The sequence below is a fragment of the Armatimonadota bacterium genome (assembly GCA_016789105.1).
In the GTDB taxonomy this organism is placed as follows: Bacteria; Armatimonadota; Fimbriimonadia; order Fimbriimonadales; family Fimbriimonadaceae; genus UphvI-Ar2.
The window spans coordinates 220,550-237,024 of the sequence record JAEURN010000008.1; the positions used below are offsets into that span (position 1 = coordinate 220,550).

Consider the following 16,475-nt stretch of genomic DNA (forward strand, 5'->3'; position numbering starts at 1 on the left):
GATGGCCAAACTGTTGCTCGCCGGGTATTTCGGGGCAGGCAACCTGGGCGACGACGCAATCCTCAAAGGGTTTGCCGAAGGCCTGGGCGACACACCGTATCAATACCGGGCCCTTGCCGGTTCAGCTGAGCGATTGATGCGCAACCTCGGCATTCCGGGTGTCCCCCGCATGGATCTCGGGTCGGTCAAAAACGCGATCTCAGAATGTGACGCCCTGGTTTTCCCTGGCGGGAGCATCTTCCAAGATGTCACCAGCACCAAAAGCGTCGCCTACTATTCCGGCCTGGTTAAAGAAGCCAAAAAGGCTAATAAGAAAGTCATCCTTTTGGGGCAGGGGGTCGGCCCCCTCAACGGATTCCTGGGCAAACGGATGGCGGCCGCCGCGTTCAATGCCGCCGACATGATCGCCGTCCGCGACCCGGGCAGTGTCAGTGTCCTCCGGTCGCTCGGAGTCAAAGGGACTCCGCGTGTGACCGCCGATTGCGCCTTCTTGCTCCCGGTCCCGCCCAAAGACGAAGCTTCGACCAGTTTCGGCGTAGCGGGGATGAAAACCATCGGCATCTCGGTGAGGCCTTGGGGCAAAAAGAACAGCAAAGAGGTCGTCCGCGCCTTTGCCGACCTGGTGATGCTCCTCAGCAAAAACGGGTATGTCCCCGTTCTCATGCCGATGGACGCCGAAGAGGACGCCAAAGTCATCGACGAGATCGCCAAACTCCATGGCGGCAAAGTCCCCGACCTCAAAGGCTTGGCCACCCCGGCCCAATTCCAACAGCGGGTCGGGAGGATGGAGGCCGTGATCGCCATGCGGCTCCACGCCGGCATCTTGGCCGCAACGGTGGGCATCCCCCCCATGATGGTCAGCTACGACCCCAAAGTCACGGCGTTTTCGAACTTGATTGGCCTCCCCGCCCCTCCTAATGTGCAAGGAGTGACCGGAGACCGCCTGTTTGCCCAATTCCAAAGCTTTGTCAAAGACCGCGAACCCCACGCCAGAACTGTCGAACGCCGCCTCGGCGAACTCAAAGCAGCCGCCGGAGGCAACATCCAAGCCTTGCGGGACTGCCTTGGCGCATAAGGCTGCCGCGTTTGCGTTGGCCGCTTTGGCCAGCCAAGCCGCATGGGCGCAATCCTCGGCCGTCCAGTTCGCCAAAGAAAAGATCTACAAGAAAATCAGGGTCTTTGGCGAACGCCGCATCGCCTACCACCTCCGCGACGTCAGCGGCGACCGGTCGGCCTACAACATCTCCAACGACGGAGGGTTCGGCGACCGCAAAATCACTGACCTCGGATATCTCCGCATCGAAGGCCGCGGCGTTTTGGGCTGGCTCAACTTCGACGCCAACATCCAAGACTCCCGGTTCATTGACCCGCAAGCCGACCGGTACCGCCTTTGGTACGAAGACAAAGTGTGGACCGCCGAATACGGCGACATCCGCGCTACTTTGCCGACCCGCAACCGGTTCATCGCGATCAACAACTCCACCTCGGGGGTCTCCGCCGGATACAAGGGAGGGCCGCTGAAAGTCGGGCTCATTCGCACCGAATCACGGAGCGAACCCCGCTCAGTCTCCATCCAGGGCACCAACTCCGCCGGACCCTATTATCTGCAAAGCTCCCAGATCGTCCGAGGGAGCGAACGGGTCGAAGTCGACGGTGTTGCCCAAGTGCTCGGACGGGACTACACCATCGACTATGACCTGGGCGCCATCCTCTTCCTTAACCGCCAAACCCTGGAAAGCCGGATCATCCCCCCCACAAGCACAATCGTGGCCACCTATGAGTCCTTTAACTTTGCCGGGGCCGCCGGCCGGATCGAAGGCGTCGGGGCCGTCTACGATTTTGGGCGGTTTGGCCAACTCGGCCTGACCGGGGCCAGGCAGGTGACCGGCTCCAACGGCGGGCTCAGCACCCGACTCGAAAAATTCCAAGGATTCGGCGCACCCAGCACGCCCTATTTCCTCCAATTCCAACCGCTGGCTTCCCAACCCGTCGTCATCCGCGTGGATGGGATTTTGCAAACCCAGAACGTGGACTGGTACTTTGACCCCGACAACCCGAGCATTTTTTACTTCACGCGGTTCATGCCCTCCACGTCCAACATCGACGTCCTCTATACGCCGACGCCGACCGGCCAGGTGCAAGGGGATCGGGAAGTGGTGGGGTTCGACTACACACTCCCGTTCCGGGGCGGGCAACTGACTTACAACCAGGCCACGGGCAAATCCGTCAACACCCCCACGGCAACCAGCGGGACAGCCCGCAGCGCCACCGGTAAATACGCGGTTGGCCCTTGGACGCTCTCTGCCGGATTCCGGGACATCCCGTCCGGATACGTCACTATCCAATCGGCAAGCCTCAACCGGAACGAAAAGGCGAACGACTGGCGGGTCGGGGTCAAAGCCGGGAACCGCGGGCAGTTCGATTTTGGCAACGTGAACTCCAGCATCCTCAGCCTGGGGGGCACGAACAATTCGTTTGTGACCACCCGCTCAACGCGGACCTACGGGGAATACACCCTGGCCAACGACCCCAAGCTGGCGCTCCCGGTCACCCTCAATTTTTCCCGGAACCAAACCCGGAACCCATCGATCAATAACACAATCGACACCTACGGTCTATCGACCAACCGGGTCTGGGGCGCCTTCACGGCCGGGCTGACCGTGGATCAACAGCATGTTTCGGGCACGCAGACGGCCGACGTCAACAACATCCGTTTGCAAACCAGCTACACCGCCGGCAAGGTTTGGGATTTTTCATTAGGCGCGGGCCTGAGCAAAATCCGATCTGGGGGGCAATCCGGAAACGGCCACGACTATCTCGGGGCCGTCGGATACCGGCCGTCTGACAATTTTTCCGCGCGCCTCTCCTTTTCAGATCATGATTCCGGGGCAGTTTCCGCAATAGGCGGGATCGACACCGGCTATGGCACCGGTTACGGCGGAAACGGGTTCACGTCCGGCACCGGAACCTCTTTTGGCAACGGGGGGAGCGCCGGCAAGAACACAAGCCTGACCCTGAGGTGGCAGCCAGACAGCCGGCTGGGGCTCCGGGCAAGCGGACTCCTTTACCGCTCTTCGGGCAGCGCCACCAGCAACAGCAAAACCGAAAGTGCAAGTCTCGGGGTGGATTACGACCTCGGTGGGGGCCATTACCTGGGCGGCGACCTCGACTTCAGCACGACGACTTTTGCCGGCGGATTGCAAAAAAGCGCGACCACCAACGCCTCGGGATTCATCAATGGGCGATTTGGCAACCTGGCCTACCGGGCAAGCGGCAGCGTTTTGCTCAGCGGGGGCACAAGCCAATTCGGCCAAGACTCCGTTGCGTTCGACCTCTTCCTCGACTACCGGCTGGCCCCGAGGCACGCCCTCGGTTTTTCGGCCAACTATGGGAATGTCACCGGATACCTCCCCCAATCGCAGCTGGATTACAGTCTGGTTTACCAGTATCAAATTTGGGAAGCGCTGGCGTTGAACGTTCGCTACCGCTTCAGCGACAACAAAAACAGCGATCCCTTCCTCAGTAGCGGGGCTTATCGGGCCAGAACCCTGGATTTTGAGTTCTCGTTCAACTTCGGCCGGTAACGGCCGCCCCGTCCCGCACGTTTCAAATCATGAGTTTGCGATGAAAAATCGGTTCATTTCTATTCCGTTGGGACTACTCGGTGCCCTGGCCCTCTCTGTTTTGACCGGGTGCGGCGGGTTCAACGGGCCCCGCACCTCCACCGTCACCGGAACCGTGATCGGAGTCGATTTCCAACCGTTCCGGGATGCCAACGTTTATGCCGACGGCCAATCCACGAAAACGACCACGACCGGGGCATTCCAACTCGAAAACCTCCGGTCTGGCGACGTCGAAGTGCAGGCGACCGGATTTGTTAATGGGACCAAATTCGTCGGCCGCACCGTGATCTTTAACCTAGAAGACGCCCAGCAAAACAACGTCAACGTGCTCATGGGGCGGGAAAGCGAGGTCTCGATCATCCGGGGACAAGTCCGCGACCAACAAGGATTCCTATTGAGCGGGGCCAGCGTCTTCGCCTACTTGGGCACCGGCACAAGCATCCGCGCCGTCACCGACGAAAACGGCAACTACGTGATGCGCGACGTTCCGCCCGGCAACTACCAGCTCAGCGCGACCGGGCGGAACTACCGGAGCGGCCAAACCACGCTCAACTTGGGCATCCACCAAGACCGCACCGTGAGCTTCACCTTGACCAACCCAGGCTTGCCCAGCCTCAGCCCGCCGACGATCACATCAGCCGTCACTTGGGTCAGCCACCCCGATGCGACACGCGGGCCAGGGGGCGGCTCGCTCGCCTGGGCCAGGTCGCACTTTGGGCTCAAAGAACACCAGCCGCCGGCCACAACCCGGGGCTTGCGGTCCGACATGGTCGTCGAGGCTGACTTTGAGTGGAACCCCATCCAGTTCCCCGACCTTTTGGGATTCAATGTCTACCGGGGGAATGGGGCCAGCGGTTCGGTGTTTGCCCTCGATTTGGCGTTCGACCCGCTAGCCAACTATTTCGTGGACATCGGGTTGCAACCAGATTCCACCTACAGTTACGCGTTTTCGACCGTGGCCACCCTCTATCCGGACTACAACAACTCCGAAAGCGGGTTGAGCAACCGGATCGTCGTCGAAACCTTAAACTTGCTCGAACTCAACAACCCCACTGCAGGCCCAACCCTCAGCTGGCGGTCGGGATCGGGGGCCACCGATTACGAGGTCTTCATTTTTGACGGGTTCCCCACTGCGGGCGCCAACTTCCTTTACCAATCTGGGACTCTGACCGGGCTCAGCTATACCTATAATGGGCCGCCTTTGCAGTCGGGCCGGACATACTATTACATCGTCCTGGGAACGGCGTTTGGCGGAACCAGTCGAACGATTAGCCAGATCGGAACGTTCGTTCCATAGAAGCCCAATGATCACCCGAAATTGTGGGAGGGCGGCCTTGGCCGCCCTCGTTTTTGCCCTGGGCAGCCTGTCCCAAGCCGCCGACCTTTTCGTCGAATGGTCGCCCAGCCGTGGGCCTGGAACGTACATAGACGCGGCCGAGCAAGCAGTGCGCAATGCCAACCAGCGCCTCGCCGAACTCAGCGAATCCCGCTTGGCCCTGATGCCCAACCGGCCGACGTTCAGCCAACCCATCCGCGTGATCCTCACCCAAAACGGGCAGGCGCTGCCGGTCAACCGCATCGCTTCTGGACGGTCCGGGAGCGGGGATATCACCTTACAGTTCGACAGTTCCGGGAGCCGGGCCTTTCCCACGGATTACCAAAACCAACTGAGCGGTACATACTCGGCTTCCAAATCGGCCATGGATGCCGTCTTTGGCCCCGCTGCCGTTGGCGGCATCGTCAAAGTCCTCAACTACGATGCCGACATCCCCGCCCGACAGGCCGTTGCCGGAGGCATCTACATTCCCAATGCCCCCAATGGCCCAGAAATCCACTTCCCCGTTTATTTGAGCGCGACCAGCGCCGGCGTGAACTTCATCCACACTCTCCTGCTCGCCTACACAGGAACCAACAGCTACCCCTTTGACGCCTTCAACGAAGGGTTTGTGCGTGCCGCCACCATGAAGGTCGCCCGCGTGCCAGGTGCCATCCCCAACAGCACCTCGGGCGAGGTCGAACAAACTTTGGACAGCCTTTACGACGCCAGTGCCGTGTACCACTGGAGCAACTACCCCGGGCTCGGGGCCCCCACATTCATTGCGGCCAACCTTCTCAACGACCCCCTGCCCATCGGGGGCAGCACCGGGGGTATCTACCTGTTGCGCTACAAAATGGCGGGTACCGCCTGGGCCAAACTTTTGGTGCAATACCCCGGGTTCATTGCGGCCTTCAACGACTATTACCAACGCAACCCAGGCGCATACACCTCGGAATCCGATTTCGCTGGATTGGGCCAGGGACTGCTCAACCTCCTGAACGGCAACCCGGGGGCAACCGTCGAAGGCCTGAGCTTTGCGGAATGGATGCAACGCCAGGCGATCCTCGACCTGAACCTGAACCCTGGGCTCAAGCTCGTCCCCGAGGCGTTCCCCATCGCCGGTGCCGCCGCCACCAACGACTTCGGGGTTTTTGGGATTGTGCTCAACGTTTTCAAAACCTCGCCGACCGGGAGCGAAACCTTGTTGAGTGGGTTGAGCTATCCGATCTACTGGCGGAACGACTTCACTCGGTTCTTCACCACCGCCCAAGATGACCAAATTCCGATCGCCGGCGGGTACGGATCGGTCGTGCCCAACTTCTTGGCCGACGAATCCGCCAACACCATCTACCGTGTCGCCGTGGATCTGCCATATCAAGGCAAAAACGTCCGGCTCTACCTTCCGGCAGGGGCTTACTCCACCGGTTCAAACCCGACGCCGAAAAACGTCTACGGTACCGTCGTCGGCTATGACGGCAGTTCGGCCAGCCTCCAAGTCCGGCTGACGTGGCCCGGCGGGGTGGCGGCCTTCCCCGTCGTCAAGGGTGCCTTTAGCGGCACAATCTCCGACCCGAATTTCGCCCTCGAGCAATCGGTCCAAGTTGACCTGCAAAACATCGGGACTTCGGCAATCGTCGCAAGCACCGTCGTGAACAAGGGGCGGGGCGATTTTTCCGTCGACTTCCGGTCGCCTGGGTCGTTCCGGATTTTCTCGACCAATGTGAGCGGTGCGCTCCAAAGCTTTTCAATCCCGTACGAACCGTTGCGGCCCAACCCAGCCCGAATATTCGGCCTGGCCGACAACCAGATGCTGATTGGCAGGTGGAATGCCTTCATCGGCGGCTATCAGTTCTATCCCGACGACGGCGAAGTCGGCCAAGGGCTCGGCTATTTTGTCCGGCCCCCGGCGGCAACCCCCTTGTCCGTCCCTGGCCGCACAAGTGAAGACACCCCCCTCGCGGTCAGCCTCACCCCGGGGTGGAACCTGGTTTCGGCCCCGGTGGATTCAACGGTGACAACGGCGAATATCCTGGTCACGACCACATCACAGGCCGTTTCCACTTGGGCCGAAGCGGCGGGTTCGTTGGTCGGCGCCACGTTTTTCAAATTCACCCCAGATCCGGTCAACCCAGATCGCGGAACGCTTGTCCCCGCGACGTCGTTCGAACCTGGCCAAGCCTATTTCGTCCGGTCGCTTTCCAACGACGGGGCCGTTTTGGTTTTTGGCGCCGGATCGCGGGGGCGGGTCGCCAGCCCGGCGGCACCGACCGGTTACCCGGTTCCGGGGGCATGGCGATCCCGATTCGAAGTCACGAGTGCCTTGGGGCACTATTCGGTGGTTGAACTAGCCCAATCTCCCGGCACATCCCGGGGTTACGACCGCGAAGATCAACCGCTCCCCCTCGGTCCTGGAGGGTTCCAGGCCCAACTCTTGAACGGCGAATCCCTTTACCGGGATGTCCGCCCACCAAAAAACATGGAGGTTTACACCTTGTCCCTGACCGGCCTGACACCCGGAGTGCGCTACTGGATCAAAAACGTCCCGGCCCTCGGCCAAAAGTCATTCTCGCTTTACATCAGAGGTGGTTCGACGATGGTGTCGCCGGGTGGCCAGACCTCTTTTGTCGCCTCCAGCACTGCTGAAACAATCCAGGTGGTGAACCGGTGAGCCGTTGGGCAATCGCTTTGTTGGCCTTGATGCTCGCCGTCATATTGGGCTGCGGGGGAGGTGGCGGGGGCACCCAGGCCGGCACCGTTACTGTTCAGGGCAACGTCCTGTGGATCGAAACCGGTTCAGCGCCGTCCCCACAGGCGACTGTCCGAATCGGCGACAAGTCGGCCCTCAGCGATGCAACAGACGGCTATTTCAGCCTCGATCCGACTGCCGGTACCTTGAGCCTGACGGTGACTTACACCCCCAGCTCGGGCCCTGCCGTAGTGCGCACATTCGACCTAGGCGCGATTTCATCGGACACCGACCTTGGGGATATCTACATAGGGCCGGAATCGGTCACCGTCGCGGGCCAGGTCTTGGATTCGACCAGTGCCGCCCCGGTTGCCGGGGCCAAGGTTTCACTGGCCGGGCGCTCTGCCCTCTCGGGGTCCGATGGGCGGTTTGCCATTGCAGATGTCGCCTACTCAAGCAACACCCTCACGGTCTTTTTGGGTCTGCAGGGCAAAGTCGAGCGGACCAGCTACTTCTCGACGTTTTTTAGCCCTCCGGGCGCCCCGACGGGAGGTGTGGTGGATGTCGGCCAGATATCTTTGGTGCCGACCGGTAGCACCGCCCCCCCACCGTTGCCCTACAACGTCAACGGGTCGGTCGTATCCGGTGCGGGATCCGACATCCAGGTGTTAAGTGGTTCCACCGTCATCCGCCACGTCACGGCCGATAGCCTCGGGCAATTCACCCTTTGGCTGCCGGCAGGGACTTACACCGTCAATGCGACGTTGGGATCGCTTTCGGGGACGAGCAATCTGACGGTTTCAAGCGTCAATTCCATTACCAATGTCCAAATCACCCTCCACTAGGCTGGCCTTAGGCCTTTTCGGCTGGGCTTTCGTCGCCGCCTGCGGCTGGTTCGGCTACCGATATGCCGAATCGGTTGTGAACACGGACGCCTTGGCGGCATACCGGGGTCAGGACAACGGCCCGTTCGGGAATGCGGGCGTTTTGGTTAAAGGATTCCAAATCAAGTCATACCAAGGGGGAAAACTGGTCTCAGAAGCGTTGGTCGACGAGGCCACCATCCGGTCCGACCGTAGCTCCATCACCCTTCACGGTATCCGGCAGGGCCAGTTTTATGGCAAGGGAGACAAACAGTACCGGTTTGAAGCGGCGGGGGCCGAATACGGAACCTATTCAAAGTCGATCCTCGCCGAAGGAGGGGTCCGGATCTGGAACAAGTCGCTCGACCTCAAGTCTGCCGGTTTCCTTTACGACAACTCCGCGCGTCAAGTCACGGTGAACGGGGATGTCACCGGAACGATGGAGGGCGGAATGCTGGCCAGCAAAGACGTTGTTTTGTTGCTGGAACCGGACGCCATCAACACCGGGGAAATCAAATGGGCCGGGCCGATCGCCATCCAAGAAGGCAAAAAGACCCCGTGGCAAGTCGAAGCCAAGCGATCCACCATCCGCAACGGCATCTACACCTATGAATCTGCCAAAGGCCAAGACAAGGAAACCATCGTCAAGGCCGACAAAATGTCTTACGACCGCGACAAGGACATCGTCGTTGCCGAAGGCCATGTCGAATATTTCGGCGTCGATGCCAACCTGAGCTGCGACAAGGCCGTCATCGAACGCAAAATCGGCAAAGCCACTTTGACGGGCAAGGTTGTCAACATGCTGGTCAAAGCAGAAGGCTCCGCGCCAAAAGAAGCCGCTATCCCGCCGGTCAGCCCCATCGTGCCCGATTCCATTGCCGGCAACCGCCCCAAAGCGCCGCCCGACGACCAGCAGGATCCCGTGCGGAACTCCGACAACATCCGCGATTACCCGATTGCCATGCGGGCCGGACAGATCGAATATTGGTACCGGAAAGGCGAGCGGCGAGCCATCTTGACCATCGACCCATTTGCCCGGCAAGAATTGGGGGCCCTCAAATGGCGGGAGGTCTCCGCCTCCCGGGCCGAGTACGACGCAGAAAAGGAATTCTTGGTTCTGCGATCCTCGGGTGGACAGCCGGTGAGGCTCAAAAACTCCGTGGGCGACGACATGACGGCGACCTTCATGCAAGTCTCTACCAAAAAGGGCGATGATTCCATGGATGCCGAGAACCTGAAGGGCACCGTGATGATCGACGACAACCAACTCCCAGAAAAGCCCGCTGGTTCTGGCGGAGGCGGGGGCGGGAACCCTGGCGGCAAAGGGCTCAATGGCAAGATCGGGGGACGCTAGACCCACCCGGGCCAACCCCGGCCAACCGGCCGGCGTGATACGCTAAGGGCACGCACGACCCCCAGCCATGGCCTCAACCAAGATCAAGCGCGACTTCCCGTCGCTCGCCGCATACCTCGACCACCCCCACCCGAACCCGTTGTTCCGCCGGATTGGGGCGGGGCCGGCATTGGGGTGCCTGATGGCCTTAGTTTCCAGCCTGGTTGTGGGGGTCGGGGTTTATGCCTTGGCCAGCCCCGCGATCGGCCCGTTGATGGCGGTTGTCGCCAGCCTTGCCGGATCCGGTGCCGCCGCCTTTGCTGCCGCCGCGGCCGGGTGGCGGATCGGGCGCAAAAACGCCGCGGCACCGACCGCCGAAGACCAATTGTTAGCCCAAGGGTTTGGGGCCGTCGAGTCGTTCCGACGCCTGGACAACGAGAAAAAGATCCCCAAGTGGGTCGACCCCATTGCCTTGCAACTCCTGGAAGCCGGTGCCTACCATTGGGGCCGAGTTCGCCAGACCTTTGCCGGGAGTCAATGGCACTCAGCCGATTTGCCGGAGCACCGGGCCAACCTCCGCGACAAAGCGATCCGAGCCGCCGACCTGGCGATGGCGGAACTCGCCATCCTGTCGGCCCAGTGCGTCGGGGAACCCAAAAAGAACCGGAAAGACGATTTTCAGGCCGCGTTTGAAGATTTCGCCGATCTGGCAATTGAGGATGCAATCCGCGGCCTGGCGAGGGTCGCCGCAACCCACCCCAAGGCCTACCGGTTTGAAAGCCCCCGGGCCAAAGAGATTTTTGAACCCGCCAAAGGGCTGGCTGAACAGCTCAAGGGGCTCGCCGACGAGGTGGCAAGTGCTTCGTTTGATGCGCCAGCCGAAGACTCCAGCCTGCGAACCAGCCTTGGCCGGGAATCCATCGACTCCCTGCTGACCGAACTCCGTTACACCCGATTGGCCGAAGAGGAGTTGCATGGGCACCAGTCCGAATAGCCCATCCCCTGGCGCAAACCAGCCGGCGCCGGCGTCCATTCCGCTAACTATGGGGATGCAGGGGGGTGTCAAGGCCGTTGTCATGGCGGGTGGCGAAGGGAGCCGGCTCCGCCCGATCACGCTCAACATCCCAAAACCGCTGGTGCCGGTCGCCAACCGGCCGATCATGTGGCACATCGTCCAGCTGCTCAAAAGCCACGGCATCACGGAAATTGTCACCACCCTCCACTACCTGGCCGATGAGATCATGGGCGTTTTTGGTGATGGATCCGAACTCGGCGTCAGCATCACCCATTCGCTCGAAGACATCCCCCTTGGAACCGCGGGCAGCGTCAAACAAGCGGAAATCCTGCTGAGGGGAGGGACATTCGCCATCATCAGCGGCGATGCCCTCACCGACTGCGATCTGACTGAAGCCATAAAGTTCCATCGGGAAAAGGGGAGCCTGGCCACCCTCATCCTAAGCCGCGTACCCAACCCACGCGAATTCGGCATCGTCATGACCGCCCCGGACGGCCGTGTCGAACGGTTTTTGGAAAAGCCAGAGTGGGGCGAAGTTTTCACCGACACCGTTAACACCGGTATGTATATCCTGGAGCCCGAAATCTTCGACTCGATCGAAAACCGGGTCAACACGGACTGGAGCAAGGATGTCTTTCCAAAATTGCTGGAGCAAGGCAAACCGATGTTTGGCTACGTGATGGACGGGTACTGGTGCGACATCGGGACCCTGGAGCAGTACCGCGAGGCCCATGACGACTTTTTGGAAGGCAAGACCAAATTGCAGGTTCCGGGGCACGCCGTTTCCGAAGGCATCTGGATTGGTGACAACTCGGTGGTGGACGACCGGGCGCTGCTGACGGCTCCCGTCTTGATCGGGGACAACGTGCGCGTTAAGCGAGGGGCCCGGCTGGGCCCGGGGGTCGTGCTTGGCGACAGCTGCCTGGTCGAGGAGGGTGCGGAAGTCCGGCACAGCGTGGTTTGGGATCGGTGCTACCTGGGGATCGACACCGAAGCCCACGGGGCCATCGTCGGGTCGCGCGTGACCGTCAAACGCGACAGCCGGCTGCAAGATGGCTGCGTGGTCGGCGACCGGACCCTGATCGATGTGGGCAGCACCATCCGGCCCCGGGTCAAAATTTGGCCCGACAAAACAATCGAAAGGGGGACAACCGTCACGATGTCGCTCGTGATCGGCAACCGGTGGCGGGGTTCGCTGTTCCGCGACCTCGGCGTGGCCGGGCTCAGCAACATCGAACTCACACCGGAGTTCGCCACCCGCCTCGGACTCGCCATCGGATCGCAATTTCCCGTGGGGACCGAGATCTTGGCCAGCCGGGACAGCGCAAAAAGCAGCCGCATGCTCAAAAGGAGCCTGATGGCCGCCCTGTTGAGCGCCGGGTGCCGTGTCACGGACATGCACGGAATCCCAACCCCCGTGTTGCGGCACTATCTGGGCCATTCCCAAGCGGCCGGCGGGGTCAACGTCCGCAAGTTCCCTGGCAACAACCGTTTGAGCCTCATCGAGTGCCTGAACCCTTCCGGCGGATATATGGATCGAGCTAGGGAGCGCAAAGTTGAGGCTGCCTTCTTCCGGGAAGATTTCCACCGAGCGGACCCCGATTCCCTCGGAATGATCTCCGAAGCTGACCAACCGGTCGAATCCTACAGCCGGCGGTTTTTGTCCCAACTCCCCGAATCCCAGCCGGGCCGCAGGCCCAAAATCGTGGTCGATTACGGGTTCAGCTCCGTGAGCCCCATCATGCCCAAACTCCTGGGACTCGCTGGCATCGATGCCATCAGCCTCAACAGCTTCAACGATGCCCGATCCGCACCCCGTCGGCCCAGCGAGATTACCGACCATACCACCAGCCTCCAGCAGATCGTCGCCAACCTGGGTTGCGACTTTGGCGCGCTCGTTTTGAACGAAGGCGAAAACATCGTGGTTGTTGATGAGCAGGGAATCTGCCTAGGCGGCAACACGCTCTTTGCCGCGATGTGCCGGCTCATGGCGGACTTTCAACCAAATGGCACAATTCTCATGGGCATGACCGCACCCGAACGGCTGGAAGACCTGTTGACCGGCCGGGGGGTTCCGGTTGTGCGTAGCAAATCGGGCACGCGGGAAATCATCGACGCGGCCCAGGCCCCGGGCGTCGTCTTTGCCGGCAACGAACAAGGCGGATTCATCTTCCCCGAATTCCATGTAGGGTTCGACGGCATGCTGGCCTTGGCCATGCTCGTGAAGCTCCTCCAAAGGGTTGGCACCACCCTCAGCGGATTGGTTTCCCAGCTCCCGGACTTTCACCTGGCCTACCATGCCGAGCCGTGCCCTTGGGACGCCAAGGGAACCGTGATGCGGCTTTTGGGAGAACATCGGTTGCCCCACCAAAAGGTGGAATTGTTGGATGGCATCAAGTTTTACGACGGCGACGCCTGGATCCTGGTTCTGCCAGATTCCTATGAACCGGTGTTCCATATTTATGCCGAAAGTCCGAGCCTGCTTGAAAGTCAAGCCCTGGTCCGCGAATACTCAGAGAAAGTCCACCGGTTCCAGGGTTTGCAAACGTGACCATCCTCGCTTTATGCCTATCTTTGTTGGGGTCTGGTCCGGAAACGCTGGGCCCAACCCGCCCTGCCCCAAGGCAAGCCGAAGTCTCGACACGGGTCACCAACCGGCCTGGGAACCGGTTCGGGACCGTGCTTGTGCTGATGTACCACCGGACCGGACCGGACGAAAAGTACATGGTGAGGTCACAGCGGCACTTCCGGGCCGATTTGGAACGCCTCTACCGGTTGGGCTACCGGCCCGTCACGTTGGCCGAATATTGCAGCAACAGCATGCAGCTCCCCAGGGGGGCGAGCCCCGTCGTCTTGACTTTCGACGATGCCGACCCAAGCCAATTCGCCATTCGCCCAGATGGAACGGTCGACCCCGGGTGCATGGTCGGGATTTGGCGGGCGTTTGCCCAGAAACACCCCGATTTCCCCGTCAAAGGGACATTCTTCGTTTTGCCGAATGGGCCCTGGGGACAAAAGAAGCTGGCCGCAAAGAAGCTCGCCATGCTCCGGGAGTGGGGTTCCGAAGTCGGATCCCACACTGTCAACCACCCCAACTTGTCGAAGCTCACCGATGAACAAGTTACATCCGAGTTCGGTCGGAGTTACGAATACGTGGCAAAGCAAGGGTTCGAGCCCACTTCCATGGCCTTGCCCTATGGGATCCTGCCCAAAAACCGAGACCTTGTGGAATCGTTCCGATACAACGGGAAGAGCCACCGGTATTGGAACGTCGTTTTGGCCGGAGCCGCACCCGCCCGTTCTCCCATGGATCCTAAGTTCGACCGGTACCGCATCCAACGAGTGCAAGCCTATGACGGCATCCTGGGCATCACGTACTGGCTAAACTACAACAAAGCCCACCCGGGTAGCCCATACGTCCAACCATGATCGAACCCAACCTACCGGCCGGAAAGCGCATCACCCTCCGCGACATCAAAGCCAACCCAAAAATCATGGCCGCCATCGATGGCGCCAACGAGCTCCTGAACAGCATGGGTTACACCGAGCACGGGCACCGGCACGTCGGCATCGTCAGCGGCATCACCAAACACATCATGGAAACCCTAGGCATGCCCGAACGCGAGGTCGAACTCGGGCAGATCGCCGCTTACATGCACGACATCGGCAATGTCATCAACCGAGTCGACCATCCCATCAGCGGAGCCAACCTCGCATTCGTCTTTTTGAACGAAATGGGCATGGATGTCCGAGAGACCGCACCCATCCTGGGGGCGATTGGCAACCACGAAGAGCTAGCTGGCACCCCCATCAGTGTGATGTCGGCCGCCCTCATCGTCGCCGATAAAAGCGATGTCCACCGGTCGCGGGTGCAGAACCCTTTGATGGAGACTTTCGACATCCATGACCGGGTGAATTACGCCGTCACTAAATCCCGGGTTGAAATGGAAAAGGAAACGAAAACAATCCGACTTGTGTTAGAGATCGACACCCAGTTTGCCAGCGTGATGGAGTACTTCGAGATCTTTTTGAGCCGTATGGTCATGTGTCGCAAGGCGTCAAAGCTGTTCGGCTACAACTTCTCGCTGGTCGCCAACGGCACGAGTTTGGAGTAAGCAAAATGCCCTCCGGCGTGGCAACGGAGGGCATTTATCCATCGGGCTGGGCCTTCAGCCGCGGATCACGAGCTTCTTGCCGTTCCGCTCGATGGTCATATTGAACTCGTCGTCCCCTTGGGGGTTCCCCAGCATCTCGCGCTGCTCCTTGGTCAGGTCGCTAAGTTTGAGGTAGCCCTGGGATTTCATGAGTTCCCATTGCCGGTCGCTGACTGAGGCAAACAGCTTGTCCATGTTTTCGACATGGATCTTCATGGCTTTCTTGGCTTCTTCTCGGGCTTTGCCGGCTTCTTGCTTGGCTTTGTCGATCTCGATTTTGACCCGGCCCATTTCTTTGTCGAACTCGTCTTTGTCAAATCCTTTGAATTCGAACTTCATGTTCTTGAGTTCTTCTTTCATCTTGGCCATTTCCTTATCGAACTCGGCCTTTTCCTCCGGAGTCATCTTGTCGAAATCTTTGCCATTGAACTTGAAGTCCATATCAGGCATGTGGAAATCCATGTCGGGCATATGGAAATCGAACCGAAAGTTCTTCATCGACTCGCCGAACTCTTGCATCGACTTCCGGAATTCGGCCATTCCTTTTTCGAACTCGGCTTTTTCTTCCGGGGTCATCTGATCCCATTCTTTGCCTCCGTTTGGCAACATGGGGAATGCGCCGAAATCGGGCCCATCCTTGAGGACCCATACGTCGCCTTCTTTGGATGCGGACAGGCCGAGGGCTTTGGCGACGGCCCTCGCGATTTCATCGCGGTCGGCGGAAGCAAGGTTCACCTCGAACTTCTTGTCTTTCGGGATTTCCGTCGTTTCGACAATGTATTTGGTGCCCTGCTCCTTCATGTAATTGAGCATTTGGGTGGCCGTCATCTCCTGCTTCCCAAAGATCGGCTCGGGGGCATTCGATTCGGCAACGGCCTTGTTCTGGGCGATGGCGACGCCAAGCGCGCCGGCGACGACGATGGTTCCTGCGATTGCGGTGACGGCTCTCATAGTGTGTTCCCTCTTAAACCTACAAAACGCATTACACGGATCGGGCCCCTGGGGGTTCCGCGATGCCCCACAATTTTTTTGGGAATGGGCCCCTCCGTCCCTCACCAGTCCCGGGGGATACGGCTCAACCGCGCCGGGTCCGGGTACCATCCCGCCCTGCTTTGACTCCTTGCCCCGGTTTGCCGGGGCCAAAGCCAACCCAGTCCACAAGGAGCTGAACATTCAATGGATCAACGGAATTACGAAGCCTTCTACATCATCCCCGGCAACCTGACCGACGCCGAAGTGCAAGAGGTCGCCGACCACTTCAAGGAAGTCGTCGAAAAGAACGGCGGCACCGTCGAATCGGCCGGAAAATGGGAAAAGCGGAAGCTTGCCTATGAGCTCAACGGGCACCGCGACGGCAACTATGTGCTGATGAAATTCGCCGCCACCGCCCAAGTGCCAAACGAGCTTAACCGCCTCATGCGGATCAACGACACCGTTATCCGGCACCGCATTGACCGGTTGGCCTAAACCGGCTAAACTAACA

12 protein-coding genes are annotated in these 16,475 nt (G+C 60.1%); 11 read left to right on the forward strand and 1 reads right to left on the reverse strand.

Translation table 11 applies throughout. The features are described from left to right. Position 1 precedes the first annotated feature (1 nt). The 10 genes from csaB to JNM28_09625 all read left to right on the forward strand — a co-directional run bounded on the left by csaB (position 2) and on the right by JNM28_09625 (position 14,953). Positions 2–1,075 carry a polysaccharide pyruvyl transferase CsaB gene (csaB, locus tag JNM28_09580; GenBank protein MBL8068687.1) on the forward strand — a complete coding sequence of 358 codons (1,074 nt, stop codon included), beginning with the start codon at positions 2–4 and terminating at the stop codon, positions 1,073–1,075. Further along, positions 1,065–3,584 (forward strand): hypothetical protein, encoded by a 2,520-nt coding sequence (locus JNM28_09585; GenBank protein ID MBL8068688.1) that lies wholly within the window; start codon positions 1,065–1,067, stop codon positions 3,582–3,584. The genes csaB and JNM28_09585 overlap by 11 nt, the downstream gene beginning before the upstream one ends. A gap of 40 nt (positions 3,585–3,624) precedes the next feature. Next, on the forward strand, positions 3,625–4,920 hold the full coding sequence (locus tag JNM28_09590) for a carboxypeptidase regulatory-like domain-containing protein (protein MBL8068689.1): 1,296 nt from the start codon (positions 3,625–3,627) through the stop codon (positions 4,918–4,920). Between the two features lie 7 nt (positions 4,921–4,927). After that, positions 4,928–7,609, forward strand: coding sequence for a hypothetical protein (locus JNM28_09595; GenBank protein ID MBL8068690.1), 2,682 nt, complete (start codon positions 4,928–4,930; stop codon positions 7,607–7,609). Then, positions 7,606–8,472, forward strand: coding sequence for a hypothetical protein (locus JNM28_09600; GenBank protein MBL8068691.1), 867 nt, complete (start codon positions 7,606–7,608; stop codon positions 8,470–8,472). The genes JNM28_09595 and JNM28_09600 overlap by 4 nt, the downstream gene beginning before the upstream one ends. Then, positions 8,450–9,844: a hypothetical protein gene (locus tag JNM28_09605; protein MBL8068692.1), complete on the forward strand. Its 1,395-nt coding sequence runs from the start codon at positions 8,450–8,452 to the stop codon at positions 9,842–9,844. The genes JNM28_09600 and JNM28_09605 overlap by 23 nt, the downstream gene beginning before the upstream one ends. A 67-nt stretch (positions 9,845–9,911) precedes the next feature. Beyond that, positions 9,912–10,817 carry a hypothetical protein gene (locus JNM28_09610; GenBank protein MBL8068693.1) on the forward strand — a complete coding sequence of 302 codons (906 nt, stop codon included), beginning with the start codon at positions 9,912–9,914 and terminating at the stop codon, positions 10,815–10,817. Between the two features lie 55 nt (positions 10,818–10,872). Continuing rightward, complete coding sequence (locus tag JNM28_09615; protein MBL8068694.1) at positions 10,873–13,389, forward strand: NTP transferase domain-containing protein; 2,517 nt, start codon at positions 10,873–10,875, stop codon at positions 13,387–13,389. Continuing rightward, complete coding sequence (locus tag JNM28_09620) at positions 13,386–14,267, forward strand: polysaccharide deacetylase family protein (GenBank protein ID MBL8068695.1); 882 nt, start codon at positions 13,386–13,388, stop codon at positions 14,265–14,267. The genes JNM28_09615 and JNM28_09620 overlap by 4 nt, the downstream gene beginning before the upstream one ends. Continuing rightward, the gene (locus JNM28_09625; protein MBL8068696.1) at positions 14,264–14,953 is read left to right on the forward strand and encodes an HD domain-containing protein; all 690 of its coding nucleotides are present in this window, start codon (positions 14,264–14,266) and stop codon (positions 14,951–14,953) included. The genes JNM28_09620 and JNM28_09625 overlap by 4 nt, the downstream gene beginning before the upstream one ends. A 54-nt stretch (positions 14,954–15,007) precedes the next feature. On the opposite strand, the gene JNM28_09630 is transcribed toward JNM28_09625, so the two are convergent. Then, positions 15,008–15,943 (reverse strand): hypothetical protein, encoded by a 936-nt coding sequence (locus JNM28_09630; protein ID MBL8068697.1) that lies wholly within the window; start codon positions 15,941–15,943, stop codon positions 15,008–15,010. 225 nt (positions 15,944–16,168) lie between these two features. Between JNM28_09630 and rpsF the strand changes: the two genes are divergently transcribed. Then, a complete protein-coding gene (gene rpsF / locus JNM28_09635; protein ID MBL8068698.1) occupies positions 16,169–16,459 on the forward strand; it encodes a 30S ribosomal protein S6 in 291 nt (96 codons plus the stop codon). The last annotated feature ends 16 nt before the right edge of the window (positions 16,460–16,475 follow it).

Coding starts and splice junctions, on each gene's coding strand:
- csaB (MBL8068687.1), top strand. CDS start 2: ATGGCCAAACTGTTGCTCGCCGGGTATTTCGGGGCAGGCAACCTGGGC.
- JNM28_09590 (MBL8068689.1), top strand. CDS start 3,625: ATGAAAAATCGGTTCATTTCTATTCCGTTGGGACTACTCGGTGCCCTG.
- JNM28_09595 (MBL8068690.1), top strand. CDS start 4,928: ATGATCACCCGAAATTGTGGGAGGGCGGCCTTGGCCGCCCTCGTTTTT.
- JNM28_09605 (MBL8068692.1), top strand. CDS start 8,450: ATGTCCAAATCACCCTCCACTAGGCTGGCCTTAGGCCTTTTCGGCTGG.
- JNM28_09610 (MBL8068693.1), top strand. CDS start 9,912: ATGGCCTCAACCAAGATCAAGCGCGACTTCCCGTCGCTCGCCGCATAC.
- JNM28_09615 (MBL8068694.1), top strand. CDS start 10,873: ATGCAGGGGGGTGTCAAGGCCGTTGTCATGGCGGGTGGCGAAGGGAGC.
- JNM28_09625 (MBL8068696.1), top strand. CDS start 14,264: ATGATCGAACCCAACCTACCGGCCGGAAAGCGCATCACCCTCCGCGAC.
- JNM28_09630 (MBL8068697.1), bottom strand. CDS start 15,943: ATGAGAGCCGTCACCGCAATCGCAGGAACCATCGTCGTCGCCGGCGCG.
- rpsF (MBL8068698.1), top strand. CDS start 16,169: ATGGATCAACGGAATTACGAAGCCTTCTACATCATCCCCGGCAACCTG.